The organism is Streptococcus sp. SCPM-O-B-15304 (M98) (assembly GCF_058200215.1).
This window is the reverse complement of the sequence record NZ_JBYQGQ010000001.1, coordinates 72,450-89,714: the sequence shown is the minus strand read 5'-3', so window position 1 is coordinate 89,714 and position 17,265 is coordinate 72,450. Positions and strand designations below refer to the sequence as shown.

The following is a 17,265-nucleotide window of genomic DNA, read 5'->3' as shown; positions in this document are numbered from 1 at the left end:
ATTCTTATTGGAAGCTTGATTGATTGAGAAACTCAGTAATCGCAGCATCCAAGACTGCTTCATCTGGCAAGTCTTTTGTTTCACGAATGGTTTCCAAAATCTCAGGATGTTGAGCATCAAAGAACATATGGAACTCTTCTTCGAAACGAACGATATCGTCTACAGGAATTGTATCCAAGAAACCATGGGTCAAAGCATAGAGAATAGTAACTTGTTTCTCAACAGGTAATGGTTTGTGAACTGGTTGTTTCAATACTTCTACAGTACGACGACCACGGTTCAATTTAGCCTGAGTAGCTGCATCCAAGTCAGAACCAAATTTAGTGAAGGCTTCCAACTCACGGTATGAAGCAAGATCGATACGAAGGGTACCAGCAACTTTCTTCATGGCCTTAATCTGAGCAGAACCACCAACACGAGATACAGAAGAACCCGCATCAATAGCCGGACGGATACCAGCATTAAAGAGTCCATCGCCAAGGAAGATTTGTCCATCCGTAATAGAGATTACGTTTGTAGCGATATAGGCTGAGATATCTCCTGCTTGTGTCTCGATAAATGGAAGAGCTGTAATAGAGCCACCACCTAGTTCATCAGAAACTTTAGCAGAACGCTCAAGTAGACGACTGTGAAGGTAGAAGACATCCCCTGGGAAGGCTTCACGACCTGGTGGACGACGGAGCAAGAGAGAAAGTTCACGATAAGCTACCGCTTGTTTAGATAAGTCATCATAAACGATCAACACATGCTTCCCTTGGTACATAAATTCTTCCGCCATGGCAACCCCAGCATAAGGAGCTAGGAAGAGCAATGGAGATGGTTGTGAAGCTGAAGCTGTCACAACGATTGTGTAATCCAAAGCTCCGTACTGACGAAGTGTTTCTACTTGTGTACGAACTGTTGATTCTTTTTGACCAATCGCTACATATATACAAATCATATCTTGACCTTTTTGGTTCAAGATAGCATCAATAGCGATGGTTGTTTTCCCTGTTTGACGGTCACCGATAATCAACTCACGTTGACCACGTCCGATTGGAACAAGGGCATCAATAGCTTTCAAACCAGTTTGCAATGGTTCTGATACTGATTTACGTTGCATTACCCCAGGTGCTGGTGCTTCAACTGGACGAGTCTTGTTTGTGTCGATTGGACCAAGCCCGTCTACTGGACGACCAAGTGGATCCACGACACGTCCAATTAAGCCATCACCAACTGGAACTTCCATGATTTTCCCTGTACGACGAATGGTATCGCCTTCGCGGATATCTGTAAAGTCTCCAAGGATGATAATACCAACATCTGTTGATTCTAAGTTTTGCGCCATACCATAAGAGCCGTTTTCAAAGATCAACAACTCTCCACTCATGGCATTTTCAAGGCCATGAGCACGCGCAATTCCGTCACCGATGTAGGTTACAACACCAGTTTCAGTCACATCAAAATTGGGTTTGAAATTTTCAATTTGTTGCTTAATTAAAGCGCTGATTTCTTGTGCGTTAATTGCCAAAAGAACACCACTTTCTATTTCAAATTTTCCTTAACAACTTTAAGTTGTTGTTTAATACTAACATCAATTGTCTTGTGATTGGCGATAATGACAAAACCACCGATTAAACTATCGTCGATTTCTTCTTTAATGCTACGCACTTTTAAAGACATCTTTTTCTCTACAATAGGAAGTAGACGTTCTTTCTGTTCATCGGTTAGAGGATGAGCAGACATAATCGTTACTTCAAAACGATTCGTTTCTTTCTCAAGACGGTTTAAACAATCTACAATCACATCATAAAAAAGATTTGATCGATGGTTGTACAACAGAACTTGAATAAAGTTTTGTAATAATGGCGATGCAGAGTCTTGGAAATAACTGACTGTTTTTTCCTTGTCAGACTCATCAACATCTACCTGAGTCAAAAAAGAAGGCAAGTCTGTTTCTTCAGCGACTTGCTTAATTTGAGTCAAGTCTGAAAAGATACGGTCTTCTTCTCCTTTTTCAATCACCAATTGGACAAAAGGCATGCTGTATTTTTCAATTACCTTTACTGTCTTTTTGTCCATTAAGCTTCTCCTAGCTGATCGATATACTGATCAATGAGTTCTTTATGGGCATGACCGTCAAGGTTTTGTGAGATGATTTTTCCAGCTAAACTAACTGTCAAATCTGCTACCTCACCTTTAACGCTTTGTAAAGCCTCAGCTTTGTTTTGCGCAATTTCTTGGTTGGCTTTTTCTTTTAAGCGGCCTGCTTCAAGTTTAGCTTCGGCTAAAATATCGGCTCTACTTTTCTCTGCAGTTTCCTTTGCATTCTCGATAATCGTTTTAGCTTCGGTACGGCTACCCGCTAACTCAGCTTCACGTTTGTTAGCCAGTTCCTCAGCCTTTTTACGGGCTTCCTCGGCACCATCAATATCTGAAGAAATCTTTTCAGCACGTTCATCTAAGATGCTGGAAATATTTCCCCAAGCATATTTCTTCACTAAAAAGATCAATAAAAGGAAGGAACCAGCGATCAGAATAAAGTCACCAATAATAGTACTAATAGTTAAATCCATCTTCTAATCCTCCTCTACTTACTCTTCCCCTTCATTTATTTTTTTACCAATGTACATAGATGACAACATGGTAAATACATAAGCTTGAATACATGAAATGAAAATCGAAAAGGCTGTCCATAACATGTTTGCGATAAAGGCAAAAGGATACCAATACAAAGCATTTTGTGACAAGGCTAATAGCAATCCAGCTAAGACCTCACCGGCAAAAATATTTCCGTAGATCCGAATCGCCAAGGAAGCAAAATTGGTGAACTCTTCTAAAATGTTCATCGGAGTCATGAAGCCAGGTGTAACAAATGCACTCAAATATTCTTTAACACCTCTACGACGAACTCCTTCTACATGGGCGATCAAAGTGATCAATAATGAGAGGGATAAATCGTATCCAAGGTTGGCTGTTGGGGAAGTCCACAAGTTATAACCGTTTGTTGTTTGTACTTTTGCCATTAAGCCGATATTATTGGCAACTAAGATAAACAGAAATAGAGAAAACAGAAACAAGGAATAATCCTTGATGTATGATTCTCCAATGTTTGGTTTGGTAAAACCAATCACAAAGTCATAAATCATCTCAAGAGCATTTTGTTTACCCTTTGGACGGATGGTCATTTTACGACTTGCCCAGTAGACAAAGGCAAAAACCATCAAAACAGTTACAAGAGACATGGCAAGCAGGGTCAAATCAAAGGATATTGGTCCAATATTAACGGTTGGATTCAAACTTTCTTCCATGGTTTGACACCTCCATTTCTAAATAGAGTTGTCTATTTAATGACAAATGACATCGCCAAGGTTACAAAGAATGTTCCTTCGATAAAGGCAATCCCCATGATCATCAAACTACGCAATTGTGGGATGATATCTGGTTGGCGTGCTGCAGATTTGAACAAACCGTTCATCAAAAATCCTTCTGCAAGAGATACACCCATACAGGCAAGACATAGACCGAAAAATGTTAAATTCATGACGAATTCTCCTTTTTTAAATTAAATTTACTTCCCTAGTTTAGTCCTAAAATTTGCTTTTGTCAACTTTTTACTAGCATTGAAAGCGTTTCTAATCATTTATTTCTATTTTTACGATTTTCAAGACAATTATATAGAAAATTTTAATGTCTTTTCAGATTATTTTCCTTATCTTTCCTATTTTTCTGAAAAGAAAAATCCAAGTTTCAAAACCTGGATTGACAATTGCTTATTTGAAATAATACGAGTGATGACTCTGGCAAGCTGGATTAAAGAGTGCTACACAATAAGGACAGCTCCCCTTTTCTCGATACTCCTCATAAGTTAGGGTGTTCTTACAGGAACCACATAAGATAGGTTTATCCTGTCTTAGATTCAAAGGGTAAGGAGAAAATGTGTGCGACTCTAGTTTATTGTGACACTGATAACAGGCATAGTATTTCTTACACTGATAACACTGGAGCGCTACGATATCTTTATCACTATGGTAATGAACACATCTGCTTTCATCATCTACTAGTAAGCCCTGAGCTTGAACCATGATTTTTCCTTATCTAGGCACGAACTGTGACGCTTGTTCCATCTTCTTTGTAAAGATTGATCAGGCCTTCTTTCAAAGCACGTACCATGTCACCAGCTTCTACTGGTTGAGGAACCTTGATGGTTAAAAGTTCCATTGGATTTGGTGCACGGTCAATTTTATTACCTTTAGCATCATGAAGGTCTTCGATATAAGTTTCAAAATGGCGGAAACCTGGGCCATAAAACTCAACTTGGTCACCTTCGTTGATAACGTTACGTTGGCGGATGGTTGCTGTTTGAGTTACAGCGTCATAAGCTACTACTTCAGCAACAAACTTGTATTCTGGAATCTTACGACGAGCTCCGAAAAGTTGCTCATTTTCAGATGGTGTTCCGTAGTAGAAACCTGTAGCCAACTCACGTTGGGCAACCTTCCACATTTCATCAATCAAGTCTTGCTTAATAGCTTCAAACTTTTCAGGGCTCTCAAGATAGGCATCAACAGCAGCCTTGTAGCAGTTTGTTACTGTTGAAACATAGTGGATAGACTTCATACGGCCCTCAATCTTAAGACTGTCCACTCCATTTTCAATCATATCTGGGATATGGTCAATCATAGACATATCAACAGCTGACATGGAGAATTCTTCAGGAATTTCTCCCTTAAGACTCTTACGCTCTTTCCCAAAAGGCATATCGTAAAGGTCATATTTCCAACGGCAAGATTGTGAACATCCACCACGGTTGGCGTCACGCATACTCATATGGTTAGAAAGAGTACAACGACCAGAGTACGAGATACACATAGCTCCATGAACGAAGGCTTCAATCTCAACATCTGTACGTTTGCGAATCTCTGCCAATTCTTCCATAGAAACCTCACGCGCCAAAACGACACGAGTCAATCCAAGTTCTTTCCAGAATTCTAGGGTTTCGTAGTTAGTCGCACTAGCCTGGGTTGAAAGGTGGATTTCAAGTCCTGGTGCTTCTGTCGCCGCAATCATGATCAAGGCTGGATCTGATACGATAACCGCTGCAATACCAATGTCACGTAGCTTACGGAACCATTCTCCGGCACCTTCTTCGTTTCCTTCGTGCATAACCATGTTGGCAGCTACATAGACCTTAGCACCGTACTTGGCCGCAAACTGGACTCCTTCTTCCATCTGTTCGAAAGTGAAGTTACCTGCACGGCTACGTAGACCATAGGCCTGACCACCGATAAAGACTGCATCTGCTCCATATTGAACAGCTACTTTAAGTTTTTCTAGTGTTCCTGCAGGTGATAGAACCTCAGGACGTTTCAAAGTTTTTGTCATTTTTTCTCCTATTTGCAATATAAAAGTTTGACACCAATCTTAACTATTTTATAGTAAACAGGATTCAAAATCAAGCCTTGAATGATTGTTTAGACAATTTTAATTTTTAGATTTCTCTAAAAACGTTATTGAACAGTTTCAACATTCCAAGTAGTCCATCCCTTGAAACGAATGGCGCCCTTTTTGTCAGTTTTTAATACCAAATTCTCAAGTTCTTTATCTTCTTGCTTATTCTCCCCATTTTTAACTTTAAATGATTTTTTCTTGTCTATTGAAATAACCGTGATTTTAGGGTGTACAGTTTTGAAGATTTCGATATCTGTTTTTTTATTTGATACTTGCTGATGAGTTATCACTACATCTGCTTGGAGTTTTGGATAATAGCTCGTTAAAAACTTCTCCTCGATATTTCCAGTAACTAGAAAGGTTTGGTTTAGTAACTTTCCATACATTGTAATTGAATCATTTTTATCCTTATTTTGTGTTGCGATTACTTCTAAACTACTTCCAAAAATAGGTAACTGCTGTCCAGTTTTGATGGCAACTACCTTGACTTTGCTTTCCTTCAGCTTATCCATAAATTCTCTCTTAGATAAAGTTTCTTCAGTTACTAGAATCTCTCCAAGCTCGAAGGCTTTACTGATTTCTAACACATGATCTAACTGCTTAGTATCACTAGTCGTTAGAACCAGCTGATCAATCTTTGCGGCTCCTCTACTTTTTAGATAAGGGATTAAGCTACGTTTGGCATTGCTCGTGGTGACTTTCTCCTGCCATGCTTCTTTCTTTTCAACTTCAGACTTCTCTCCGACATCCAGTAGAATGGTCTTGCCTGTCAGGTCTCTTAGGAAAATGCTTCGCCCCCGCTCCATATCTAAGACCGTTAGTTCATTTTCCAGTGGATGTTTGGTAACTAAAAAGAACGAGATGGCAACTATGCCAAGCATAGATATTTTTTTCAAATTCTTTCTATAATCATAAATCAGCGCCAAAGAAATTAAAAGAAATACCAGAACCCAAAGACTCGGTTGACCAAAGACGATCGGACGACTTGATAGATGAGAAACAAAGCGTATGATACTTTCTAACCATTCAAAGAGAAAGTTAAACTGGGTAATAGGATAGATGCATGACAGACAGAAGAACATTGATAAAAGTGGCAAGAAAACTATATCAAATAAGAAAGAAAAGGCAAAAGTAAGGACAATTGACCACGGTTGAAATTCAGAAAAGTAAAACGATAAAATTGGCAAGATTCCCAAGGAAATAATAAAACTCTCTCTGACAACAGCTTTTATGCCTTGACCTTCTTTACTAGTCATAGTTAGGATAAAGGCATAGGCGCAGGAAAGAACTCCTCCAGCGGTTAGGAAAAAGTTTGGCATGATAAGAAATAGAATAAGAATCGTCAAAGCAAAATTATCCAAGCCCTTAAAATCATGCTGAGCCAAAAGTTTTTGTAACAGGCTTCTAATAACAGAAGCTGAAAACCCTGTCAAACCTGCATAGACCAAAGAAAAGGGATAGGCAAACCATTTGAACTTCTCTTGCGTCAAACCCAATCGTAAGAGTGACTTTTTAAAAGCATTCATGAAGAAACCAACCTGCATCCCTGACAAAGCAAATAGGTGAATAATTCCGAGGCTAGAATAGAGTTCATTCATTTCCTCAAAGTCTGTGTCCAAGTGCCCTAATAACAGACCTGTCATGTAATTGCGCATGGGGTCGGGAAAGTTCCTTTTTATCCATACAACTGCTTTTCTTCGCAAACTAGATAAATTTTCTCCAATATCCCAACTGCTCGTGGCTGTCTTATCTGAAATTTTCGAAATAGTCAAGGTTTGGTAAATCCCTTGACTTTTTAGATAATTACGATAGTCAAAGCCAGCAAAATTACTGGCTCCTTGAGGGCTAGCTAATTTCCCTTCTAAAGTAATTTCATAAATATCAGTTAGTTGTTGAAAGTCTTCTTTTTCTGCTTCTGATTGAAGTTTATAATAGACCTGAAAGAGTCTACCGTCAGCCTTTCCACGAAAAGAAAGACTATCCCCGTTTACCTTGATGGTATCAGGTAAGATTCGGACCGTATCAACCGAGTCAACGAGATGTTTACTAGCTTCTTCTTGCTGCCATTTTTGAAATGCAAACCAACTCCCGAAAAGTCCACAAATCAAGAGGACCTTGGTCACAGTTTTCCACGGAAATTGGAAAAAGAGGCAGACCAGTAAAAAAACAAAGCCCAAAAGTGCTAATACACTTGCGGAAAAGATTGCATAGTAGAGCCATAGCAAAAGAAAACTGAGATAGATTTTGGGGATGGGAAAGCGACTAATCCACTGTGACATACTCTTTTAACTTTTCTATCGTTTTTGTACCAATACCAGAAACCTTTTTGAGATCATCAACTGACTTAAATTTACCGTTGGACTCACGATGGTCAATAATATCTTGCGCACGTTTAGCACCTAAGCCTTTAACTTGTTTCAGTTCCTCTAAACTAGCTTTATTGAGATTGACTTTCTTATTTTCCTTGCTGTTGGAAGCATTTAAATATGCCTCTTGGCTTGTAGCTTCTTCCTTATTCGGAACATAGACAAGTGCTTCATCACTAATTCTTTGGGCAAGATTGATAGACTTGCTATCAGCATTATCTGTCAATCCACCAGCTTTTTGGACAGCATCGTTGATACGACTTCCAACTGGCAAATCATAGATTCCAGGTGATTTGACCGCACCTTTGACATCGACAGTAATTAGATCTTGCTTCACCACTTCTTCCTTCTGATTTTTATCTTCCTTTTCATCCGTCGAATCCTTTGGAACAGCTGCAACTTCAGTCTGCACCTTTGTTTCCTTAGCAGGTGTTTGCCTAGCTGGGTTAAGCAGGAAAAATCCACCCAAGACCAAACCCAAACCAGCACAGATAACAATGATTTTATATTCTTTGATTTTCTCAATAAGTTCTTCCATATTTTCTCCTCTCTTATCTTATTCGTAAGGCAAAGAAAAAACAGCTGAAAAATCTTTTCAACTGCTTACTTATTTGAAAAATAATCTTCCTTGGTCAAGATATAATGCACTCTTGTCACGATACGACCTTTTTCATGCTGGTCCATACGAGCATAAGGTTCTTCGTGAGAGAAGCGCATGCCTGATTTCTCCATGACCTTTCCTGAAGCAGGATTATCCTTATCGTAAAGGGCTGTCAACTTATTCATTCCAATTTCTTCAAAGGCCAGTTTAATGACGGCACGATTGGCTTCAGTTGTCAAACCTTGATTCCAATATTTTTGATGGATAATATAACCAATGGCTGCCTTCTTAAGAACAGTATCGATCTTGTGCAAGTCAATAGTTCCGATAAACTCTCCACTATTTTTTAGTTCAATACCCCATCGGCCCAAGGGATTGGCTAGATAAAACTGAGCAATATTATTCTTAGTTTCCTCTAAACTTTGATTGGTTGGAAAAGTATAGCGCGTAGTTTCTTTATCTGAAGCATACTCGAACATAGCTTCTGCATCGTCAAGTGTTACAGGCCTAAGTACTAAGCGCTCTGTTTCGATAATGGGATGCTTCGCTAGTTTGATAAATAGTGATTCCATGATTGCACCTCCCAAAATAGGTTGCTAAAAGAATAACATAAAAGAAATAGGTTTACAAGTTTTTCTTGCAATTTAAAACGGTTTCATATACAATAAAGTCATCACAAAAACTCTAAAGAATGATGTGATACATAAATTAAAATAGCTTAATAGAAAGTGAGTTATCCTATGTTAATTGGAATTCCAAAGGAAATTAAAAATAATGAAAATCGTGTTGCTTTGACACCTGCTGGTGTACAGAGTCTTGTTGGTCGTGGTCACCGAGTCCTCATCGAAACAAATGCTGGACTTGGTTCTGGTTTTGCTGATGCTGACTATGAAAAGCAAGGAGCTGAAATTGTCGCTACTGCTGCTGAAGCCTGGTCAGCAGAATTAGTTGTTAAAGTGAAGGAACCCCTTGCTAGTGAGTACCAGTTCTTGCGTGAGGATTTACTTCTTTTCACCTACTTACACATGGCGGCTGCTCCAGAATTGGCAGATGCAATGCTTGCAGCTAAAGCAACGGGTGTTGCTTATGAGACAGTCCGTGATACTCAAGGACAACTTCCGCTTCTCGTTCCAATGAGTGAGGTAGCTGGTCGTATGGCAGTCCAAATCGGTGCTCATTTCTTGACTAAACAAGCTGGTGGTTCAGGAGTTCTACTCGGTGGTGTCCCTGGTGTTCCAAAAGGAAAAGTATCCATCATCGGTGGTGGTGTTGTTGGTACACACGCAGCCCGCATTGCGCTAGGTTTGGGAGCTCAAGTAACCATTCTTGATATCAGCGCTAAACGCCTCTCTGTCCTAGAAGATGTCTTTGGTCACCAAATCCAAACTTTGATGTCTAACCCATTTAATATTGAAGCAAGTGTGCGTGAAGCAGACGTTGTTATCGGTGCAGTTTTGATTCCTGGTGCCAAAGCTCCAAAATTGGTGACAGATGAAATGGTACAACAAATGCGTCCTGGTTCTGTCATTGTTGACGTTGCTGTTGACCAAGGTGGTGTTATAGCGACAGCTGACCGTGTGACAACTCACGATGAACCAGTCTATGAAAAACACGGTGTTCTTCACTATGCCGTTGCTAACATTCCTGGAGCAGTTGCTCGCACTTCTACTATCGCCCTTACAAATGTGACTCTCCCATATATCGAAGCCTTGGCAGGAAAAGGATTTAAGAAAGCTATCCTAGAAGACGCAGGCTTGCTTGAAGGTGTGACAACCTATCAAGGATACCTCACCAGCCAACCAGTTGCAGAAGGCTTGGAACGTGACTTCACTTCAATCAGTAAACTTGTCTAAAATGATTTACAAATTAAAACTACAAAAATAAGAAGCTACATAAAAACTAGCTTCTAAATCTCAAAAACGAGCATTTCCGTTCTTGGAGATGCTCGTTTTCTCATGTCATGTTTTATAATTTAAATTTTGATAGACTCTAGTTTCTAATCAATGTGATCACTATTTGTCAATATTAACCCTTTCAATCAATTCATTAGTTATCTAAGCTAAGTCCATTAATAAATCCAAAAAGAGTATCACTATCAAAGCAAACTAAATAATTGAGTTATAAATGGCTATTTTCACAAAATTGTCTCATCATCACACTATCTAATCTCAGTACACAAACCATTTTTCTATAGCTTTTGTCTTAATCTTGATCTTTTTTCTTTAATCCAAGAAATGCACCTAAGGTAAACATTATTCCGGCAACCAATGACGTGAAGACTTCGCTAACTGTTCCGGTTTTTGGTAATCTATCAGTATTATTAGTAGTTGACTTACTATCAATATTAGTATGTTTATTAGCTATGTTCTCTGGTTCATTAAGATAAACTTCTTTCTTATTTTCAAAGTTTTTATCATTTTTATCAGGAACTGGAGCTGTAACATCCTTAGTTGAATCAGATCTTTGACTTTCATCTAATTGACTATAATTTACTTGTACAGGAACTGTAGTTTTGACATCCTTAGTTGAATCAGATTTGTGTGAATGATTTTCTCTTTGTAAATCCTCTTTTCTGTGACTTTCATCTAATTGATTATGATTTGCTTGCACCTTATCTTTCTTTTTCGATACATCAAAAGTAGGTTTATTTTCCTCCTCCTTTTTCTCCTCTATTTTCTTGAATACAGGTTTTATAAGGGTATCTTTTGATAGATTAATAACATAACCAGCATCTTTTTTCCCTTCGACACCAGAAATTTCCCAGCCATCAAATTGATAGCCTTTTTCTAATTCACCCTCATAGACAGGTAAAATGAAATCTTCTTCCGACACTATCTTAGAACTCATTTCTTTTCCATTTTGAATGGTCACAGTTACCATCTGAGGTTTTAGTTCGCTCACCTCTCCCGTATCCTTGTTTAAAATGAATTCTTTTACGGTCGTATTTCTTGCGAAATCTTTTGCAACAATCTTAATGTTTAGTGTCTTATCTGTTAGTTGTTTAATATCATCAAATGATTTGTATTCTTTTCCATTTACATAAATATGTTTGTCTTGAATCTCACCATCGAATCCATTATTTCTTTTATCATTGATATTAAAGACTACAGATTTTCCGTCAGCATATTCAATACTAGTATTTCCCTTAGGGTCAATGTTTACTTCTGGTTTAACATTATCATATAAAAATTGATAGTGTACTCCAACCGCTTTCGCATTCAAATCGCTATAGCCAGTTTGAAGATAAACATTTCCATCCATATCTGTTACCTTATCTGGGAATCCATTTGCTTTATAGTCTTTCATTCCCCAGTCCATGATGTCACCGTCTTTAACATTAAGCTTAATGTTAAAATCTCTAGTGTTATCAATGTGTAAATCTCCGTAGATTAAATAATTATCTACAACCGATTCATTAACTCTCAACTCCCAGTTAAAACCACCCTTATCAGAAATCTTACCTCTTAAATAAAATTCTGGATTTCGTACATAAATTTTATTAGATTTAGATGGATTAAAGTAGTTCTTGTCCATTGAAAGATTTACTGGTTTTGCATCAATAAATAACGTAGAGCCATCTTCTTTTATAGCTTCTACATTGGACTTATCCTCTCCAGTGTACTCTTTACCATCCTTACCAAATAATACCAGTTTAGAAGGATCTGTCACCAGATTTCCATCTTTATCGATTGCCTCCCCTTTATCGTTCATTTTAAAGGTAAACACTTGATATTTTACAATGTTAAAGCCGTCCAAAGCCGACATTAATACGGATTGAGTACTTCTTCCATCTTCAACATTTCTACTATCAGCATAAATTATTTTTTCTGAAAGGACTCTTAGATTAGGATTGGTCTTTTGGATTTTTGCTATATCTTCCTTTTTATAGACTCCATTTCCTTCTAACATATCCGTTTTTCCAGGATTATAGGTAGTCACTTTTAGTGCATAGCCTTTTCTTAGAATAATGTTATCTTTTAACAGATATTGTTGTTTTTCTGAATCAGAATAGATTTTACCAGATTCCATTTCCGTTAAATTGTTTGGTTTGTTCTTTGAAAGATCTCCTTCTCCTAATTCTATTACATTCCCATAACTTGATGCATAGGGATATTCTGTTTTAGTTTCCTTATTTTTTTCAGGCATTCTAATTTTAGTTTCAGCTTTTATCTGATCATCATCTTTAACAAAGAATCTCATATCTCCTGAAAAAGCTAATCCATCCACAATATCATTAATATTAGCGTATAAATCAAATGTCATCGTTTTTGAGTGGGAATCATACTTGGTCGTTTTGATTTCTATCGATTTATAGTTATTTCCATAGTATACCTTGGCATTTTTAGAAACATTACTTATCTTTCCAAGAATTTCAAAGTGTCCATCTTTAGACGGGCTTAGAACACCATAAATTTTTGATTTGATTTCGTCAAGTTTTTCAGTTTCATATTCTAAGGCACTACCATCGTCATAAGCAATGATATTTCCCTTATCATCGTATTTATAATCGTATTCTTCTGTTCTCTTACCAGTTTCACTTGTAAAGTCATCAACTTCTCTAAATTTCTTTTTAATGAGTTTCTTAAAGTCTTTACTTTCAAACTCTCTAATTGTTGAAATAGTTTTATGAATAGTCAAGCTAGATTTTTCTTCGATAGACTCTTCATTGTCTTGATGATGTTCTACTTCAGTTGTATCTTTTTTAAGACTATCCTCTTTTCTATTTTCTAAATTTTTAAATTTAGATTCGGAAATCTCGCCAAGCTTTTGGTATTTAGATGAATCCTGATCAGGATCTACTAGATAATAGGAAATCATCCCCTTTTCATCAGCATGATCAGCAAATTTAATTCTATGAATCTTTGTGAAATTACTAGAGCCATCTAGTGCAATGACTTCAATGATTTTTCCTCTTAAATCTCCTGCACCATTAATTTCATAAATGGTATTTCCATCTTTGTCAAGCTTTCTATTTCTTCCTTGACCCTCACCTGCGTAAGTTACTTCAAGATTTTTCTCAACCTCTCCATCTTCATTAACCAGAGCGGCGCCAGCATACCAAACTTCGTTGGCAATCTCGTCAAATTTTTCAGGATGTTCTTTTTGATCTCTCGCAAATAGAGTTTCATTCTTGTATTGATCTTTTACCTTGTGATAAGTATCCTTTGTAATCAGCTTAATTTTTTCAGGATTTGAAAAATCAACCGAAACAATCTTAGGGGCTGTGTTATCAATTTTTACAGGAATATAGGAAACCTGCCATGGATAATCTTTAGTTAATCTATATTTAAATTTATAGAAATATTGACCTTCTGCAATTGGTTCAAATTGACCTCTTATCCTAGTAGCTGGATCTTTGGTATCCTTGCTTTCTGGTGCATTTTCTTCTTTCCCTCTAGGATTATAGATGAGTCCATCCCATTTCAAGTCACCCCAAACCTTTAGTTTAGAAGATTTGATTCCCTTTGCATCATTTCTCTTAGAGTTTAAAATTCCTTTAACAAAGTGTTCTCTCGAAATGACTTTTAAGTCTCTTTGATTTTCTCCCTCTTTATTTGTATTTACTATTGAAATCATTCCTTCTTCTGCACTTCTTAATACAAGTGGAGAAGGTGTTAATCCTCTCTCAAGTTGAGCATCTTGAGGATTTCCATTTGAATCTAAAGGATAAATTTTAGCAATATTAGAACCACTTGATGATGGTGCGTTGATCCCTTCGTTATTGAAAGCAAATAATTCTGGATTTTGATCTAGGGATGTTGTATTTTTATCTTTTCTATTTTGTATAACTCCTGCTGGATTAAATTTATCTATACCATGTTCTCCACCAATTCCCTTATTTAAGGTTCCTGGAATTTTTGGTTTACCATCATCATCATAACCTTCCATTGTTTTTGATTTTGAACCTTCTTCCCAGGCCCATTTATCAAGGATTGGTTCGTGGTTCCAATTCCCAGCAAATCCCATTAAAGGCATCGATAAAGAAGGTTGGAAATTTGTTTTCTTCCCATTGGAGTTTAGAGCTTCCATTTCTTCCACAGACTCAAAATGAATAAATGATTCTACAAATTTATTTTTGTTTTTAGCCTCTCCAACATTTATAACCGCATTTAAATCAAAGCTAGAATTTGGGCCTATAGTGAAAGTGTCATGCTCAAATGTAATATTTGCATCTTTTACTTTCTCTGGGTGAATTTCTGGAACAATTTGCTTCCCATCTGGAGATTTTTCGTCTTTATATGTTTCATCCAGTTTGAGTCTGTCAGTTAGAGCATCTGTAGTTACTGCTGATGCTGAAACTTTAAAGGTCAAAGGTCTGTTTGATGTATTGTGAAGCTTAATTGTAAAATATTTTTTATCTCCTTTTATTTCTTTAAGAGAAATAGAACCATAAGAGTTTACCAAACCTTTAGAATCTGTGTTTTTGAAAGTCGCTACAACCTCATTTCTCAAAGCATTGGCAACATTAATTAGACCTGCTCCCTGTTGTCTAGGTGATGCAAAGTATTGACTTTTTTCTTTCCAAGAAGTCGCATCCATCATGGGCCGTGCAGTATTTTGTAGGGCTATTTTTGTAAGACTTGTAAGATCTATTTTGTCATCTCCCTTAAGATTTTTCAACACAGGTCTTTCAAGCATTTCCTTTAACTTGGGCCTAATCAAAACAGTAGAAGCTGCAACGATTGGAGTTGCCATACTAGTCCCTGACATATAACCATAAGTTGATTTCCCATTAATGACATTAAGCGTGGATTTAATATTTTTACCTGGTGCTGAAACATCAGGTTTTAAAAGTAAATCTATTCTTGGTCCCCAAGATGTGGATCCTGCTGGAACTATGATATCTTCTTTATAGAGTTCTTTGTCTGTGTCAGATGCAAACTTAAAGTCAATCTCTTTTTCGTCACCTACATTCGGTTTATTGGAATTATAGCTTTCCATATCAATTGGATAGTATTGCTCCAATTTATCTTTAAAATCTTCCTTATTATTTCTTTTGACTTCAGTTTTTTTATCAGGATTAATCATGTTCCATAGCTTTACACCATCATCTCCTGAAATTGAAAATACTTGACTAGTAGTTCCTTCATCCGCTTCATATCCCATAGCTGGAAGCTCTGCCCAATTATCTCTATTGTAGTAATTGACAGTATTTACAACCATAATGGCGCGTGCGCCCTTATCCGTAGCTCTTTTAAAAGCATTTTTCAAATCCTTGGTATAAATTCGATCCATTACTGCAATTTTGCCCTTAAGATCCAATCCTATCAAATCTTGGTCTTGACCTTTGCCTATATATACAAATTTCAATTTACTAGGAGCTTTTGAACCATCTTCATTTGTTATGATTTTATTCTTATCGAAAAAGGCCCCTATATTTCTGTATTTAAAATTTTCTCCACCTATGTTAACTTTATCAAACTCAACTGTTTGATTTTTAGCAGAAGCGACCGCTATCGCATCTTCATGTGCTGCAGTTCGTGTTACATTTCCAGTGTCGGTCATTTTCAGATTATTATTTGCTACTAAATCCCAAGACGAACTTGAAGCAGAAGTCGCATAGTTACCCGTAGCTACAACCATTGGAATGCCTGCTTTTCTTAACGCTCTAATAGCTTCCCAATATTTCTCACCTACAAGACCTGTTCCTGTAAAGCCAGATGATACCGAAACAACATCGACATTGTGTTTGATGGAATCTTCAATAGCATGAAACATTGTTTCATCTCCTGCGAAGCCAGATCCTGCGTCAGAGTACATTTTATAAGAGAATATCTGTGCATTAGGAGCAATTCCATCTATTCCGTTAAAGTTTTTGATATCTTTTTCAGTATCATTTCCCGCAAGAATCCCGGCAATATGCATCCCATGTGGATCAAAATAATCGCTTCCATCATCAGCTTTTTCTACAGTGATTTTACCACCATTATAATAATTGAAAGCATGAGGGATTTTATCACTCAACCAGAATTTTTTATCAGTACCTTTTAAGTCTTCTTTTTTAAATCTCATTGAGCCTTTAGCATCATCATCAATCCTCATGGCCTTATGCCTATAATCTGTCCCGGTATCGATATTTGAAATGACCATACCTCTACCATCAAAATTTTTACCAAATGGAGCATTGATAGACTTTAGGTAATCCATTGCCTCTTCAACTCCAATTTCCTTTCTAGCATGATTCATCATTGGCTGGACTTTTTGTGATCGTTCAACCGATGAGATACCTTCTATTAGTTTAATTTTGTCCAGATTAGATTTGATTGTTTCAATAGCACTACCGTTAAAAACGGTATCATAAGTATATAAAACTTTTGTATCCTTAAGATTGGCTAATTCCTTGATTGCTTTTTCACCAGATTCTTTATCTTTAAATTCGGCAATATATACAACTTTATCTTCTTTATTGAGATTTTCTGTGTTTTTATTTACAAATGAGTCCGCATGATCTCCTTGGGATTGATTGGAATTTTCTTCTTTGATTTTTGCTTCTTCATTGCTAGTGTTATTGTCTATCACAGGATTTTTACTAACAACTTCTTTTTCCTCAATAATTGTTGTTTTCTTCTCTTCAGTATGCTTTAAAGTTTCTATAGCATTATGAATATCTTCATGTTTCTCTTTATTTTCTGTTTCCTTATCTACTGCTACTTTTTCTTTATCAGAGATAGTTACAGCATCTTCAGAACTAGATGTTTCTGCTAAGACTACCTCGTTAGGGACATATGCTGCTAAAATAACTGCAGCTGTGGTTAATGACAATACTGTACTTTTTTTCATTTTAATTCCTTACATATTTATTTAACTTCCTAAAGATAGAAAACTTTAACTTTGCTAGCCTTTGTTATAAAAAGTTTTATGAAGTAT

Annotated in this window: 12 protein-coding genes; 1 reads left to right on the top strand and 11 read right to left on the bottom strand. The window is 36.9% G+C overall.

The features are described 5' to 3' along the window. Positions 1–4: 4 nt before the first annotated feature. From atpA to AC3E7H_RS00385, 10 genes are all read right to left on the bottom strand, one after another. Positions 5–1,510, bottom strand: a complete 1,506-nt coding sequence (gene atpA / locus AC3E7H_RS00430) for a F0F1 ATP synthase subunit alpha (protein WP_490675911.1) — start codon at positions 1,508–1,510, stop codon at positions 5–7. A gap of 14 nt (positions 1,511–1,524) precedes the next feature. Further along, positions 1,525–2,061, bottom strand: coding sequence for a F0F1 ATP synthase subunit delta (locus AC3E7H_RS00425; protein WP_490675910.1), 537 nt, complete (start codon positions 2,059–2,061; stop codon positions 1,525–1,527). Then, a complete protein-coding gene (gene atpF, locus AC3E7H_RS00420) occupies positions 2,061–2,555 on the bottom strand; it encodes a F0F1 ATP synthase subunit B (RefSeq protein ID WP_070461027.1) in 495 nt (164 codons plus the stop codon). The genes AC3E7H_RS00425 and atpF overlap by 1 nt, the downstream gene beginning before the upstream one ends. An 18-nt stretch (positions 2,556–2,573) precedes the next feature. Beyond that, positions 2,574–3,290: a F0F1 ATP synthase subunit A gene (gene atpB, locus AC3E7H_RS00415; protein WP_075228701.1), complete on the bottom strand. Its 717-nt coding sequence runs from the start codon at positions 3,288–3,290 to the stop codon at positions 2,574–2,576. Positions 3,291–3,322: 32 nt separating this feature from the next. Further along, a complete protein-coding gene (locus AC3E7H_RS00410; protein WP_001054551.1) occupies positions 3,323–3,523 on the bottom strand; it encodes a F0F1 ATP synthase subunit C in 201 nt (66 codons plus the stop codon). A gap of 229 nt (positions 3,524–3,752) precedes the next feature. Continuing rightward, complete coding sequence (locus tag AC3E7H_RS00405; RefSeq protein WP_083280576.1) at positions 3,753–4,064, bottom strand: CHY zinc finger protein; 312 nt, start codon at positions 4,062–4,064, stop codon at positions 3,753–3,755. A 13-nt stretch (positions 4,065–4,077) separates the two neighbouring features. Continuing rightward, positions 4,078–5,364 carry a peptidase U32 family protein gene (locus AC3E7H_RS00400; protein ID WP_075227679.1) on the bottom strand — a complete coding sequence of 429 codons (1,287 nt, stop codon included), beginning with the start codon at positions 5,362–5,364 and terminating at the stop codon, positions 4,078–4,080. Positions 5,365–5,489: 125 nt separating this feature from the next. Beyond that, positions 5,490–7,709, bottom strand: a complete 2,220-nt coding sequence (locus AC3E7H_RS00395) for a ComEC/Rec2 family competence protein (protein ID WP_414269151.1) — start codon at positions 7,707–7,709, stop codon at positions 5,490–5,492. Beyond that, a complete protein-coding gene (locus tag AC3E7H_RS00390; RefSeq protein WP_075228698.1) occupies positions 7,693–8,334 on the bottom strand; it encodes a helix-hairpin-helix domain-containing protein in 642 nt (213 codons plus the stop codon). The genes AC3E7H_RS00395 and AC3E7H_RS00390 overlap by 17 nt, the downstream gene beginning before the upstream one ends. A 65-nt stretch (positions 8,335–8,399) precedes the next feature. Then, the gene (locus tag AC3E7H_RS00385) at positions 8,400–8,969 is read right to left on the bottom strand and encodes a GNAT family N-acetyltransferase (RefSeq protein WP_049528167.1); all 570 of its coding nucleotides are present in this window, start codon (positions 8,967–8,969) and stop codon (positions 8,400–8,402) included. Positions 8,970–9,137: 168 nt separating this feature from the next. Between AC3E7H_RS00385 and ald the strand changes: the two genes are divergently transcribed. Beyond that, positions 9,138–10,250, top strand: coding sequence for an alanine dehydrogenase (ald, locus tag AC3E7H_RS00380; protein WP_049528166.1), 1,113 nt, complete (start codon positions 9,138–9,140; stop codon positions 10,248–10,250). 349 nt (positions 10,251–10,599) lie between these two features. Here the strand turns inward: ald and AC3E7H_RS00375 are convergent, their stop codons facing one another. Then, entirely contained in the window at positions 10,600–17,178 is a 6,579-nt protein-coding gene (locus AC3E7H_RS00375; RefSeq protein WP_490675909.1) for a S8 family serine peptidase, read from the bottom strand. Positions 17,179–17,265: the final 87 nt, after the last annotated feature.

Excerpts from the sequence above, each read along its gene's own strand:
- AC3E7H_RS00405 (WP_083280576.1), bottom strand. The coding sequence starts at position 4,064 with ATGGTTCAAGCTCAGGGCTTACTAGTAGATGATGAAAGCAGATGTGTT.
- AC3E7H_RS00395 (WP_414269151.1), bottom strand. The coding sequence starts at position 7,709 with ATGTCACAGTGGATTAGTCGCTTTCCCATCCCCAAAATCTATCTCAGT.
- ald (WP_049528166.1), top strand. The coding sequence starts at position 9,138 with ATGTTAATTGGAATTCCAAAGGAAATTAAAAATAATGAAAATCGTGTT.
- AC3E7H_RS00375 (WP_490675909.1), bottom strand. The coding sequence starts at position 17,178 with ATGAAAAAAAGTACAGTATTGTCATTAACCACAGCTGCAGTTATTTTA.
- atpF (WP_070461027.1), bottom strand. The coding sequence starts at position 2,555 with ATGGATTTAACTATTAGTACTATTATTGGTGACTTTATTCTGATCGCT.
- AC3E7H_RS00390 (WP_075228698.1), bottom strand. The coding sequence starts at position 8,334 with ATGGAAGAACTTATTGAGAAAATCAAAGAATATAAAATCATTGTTATC.
- AC3E7H_RS00425 (WP_490675910.1), bottom strand. The coding sequence starts at position 2,061 with ATGGACAAAAAGACAGTAAAGGTAATTGAAAAATACAGCATGCCTTTT.
- AC3E7H_RS00385 (WP_049528167.1), bottom strand. The coding sequence starts at position 8,969 with ATGGAATCACTATTTATCAAACTAGCGAAGCATCCCATTATCGAAACA.
- AC3E7H_RS00410 (WP_001054551.1), bottom strand. The coding sequence starts at position 3,523 with ATGAATTTAACATTTTTCGGTCTATGTCTTGCCTGTATGGGTGTATCT.
- AC3E7H_RS00400 (WP_075227679.1), bottom strand. The coding sequence starts at position 5,364 with ATGACAAAAACTTTGAAACGTCCTGAGGTTCTATCACCTGCAGGAACA.
- atpB (WP_075228701.1), bottom strand. The coding sequence starts at position 3,290 with ATGGAAGAAAGTTTGAATCCAACCGTTAATATTGGACCAATATCCTTT.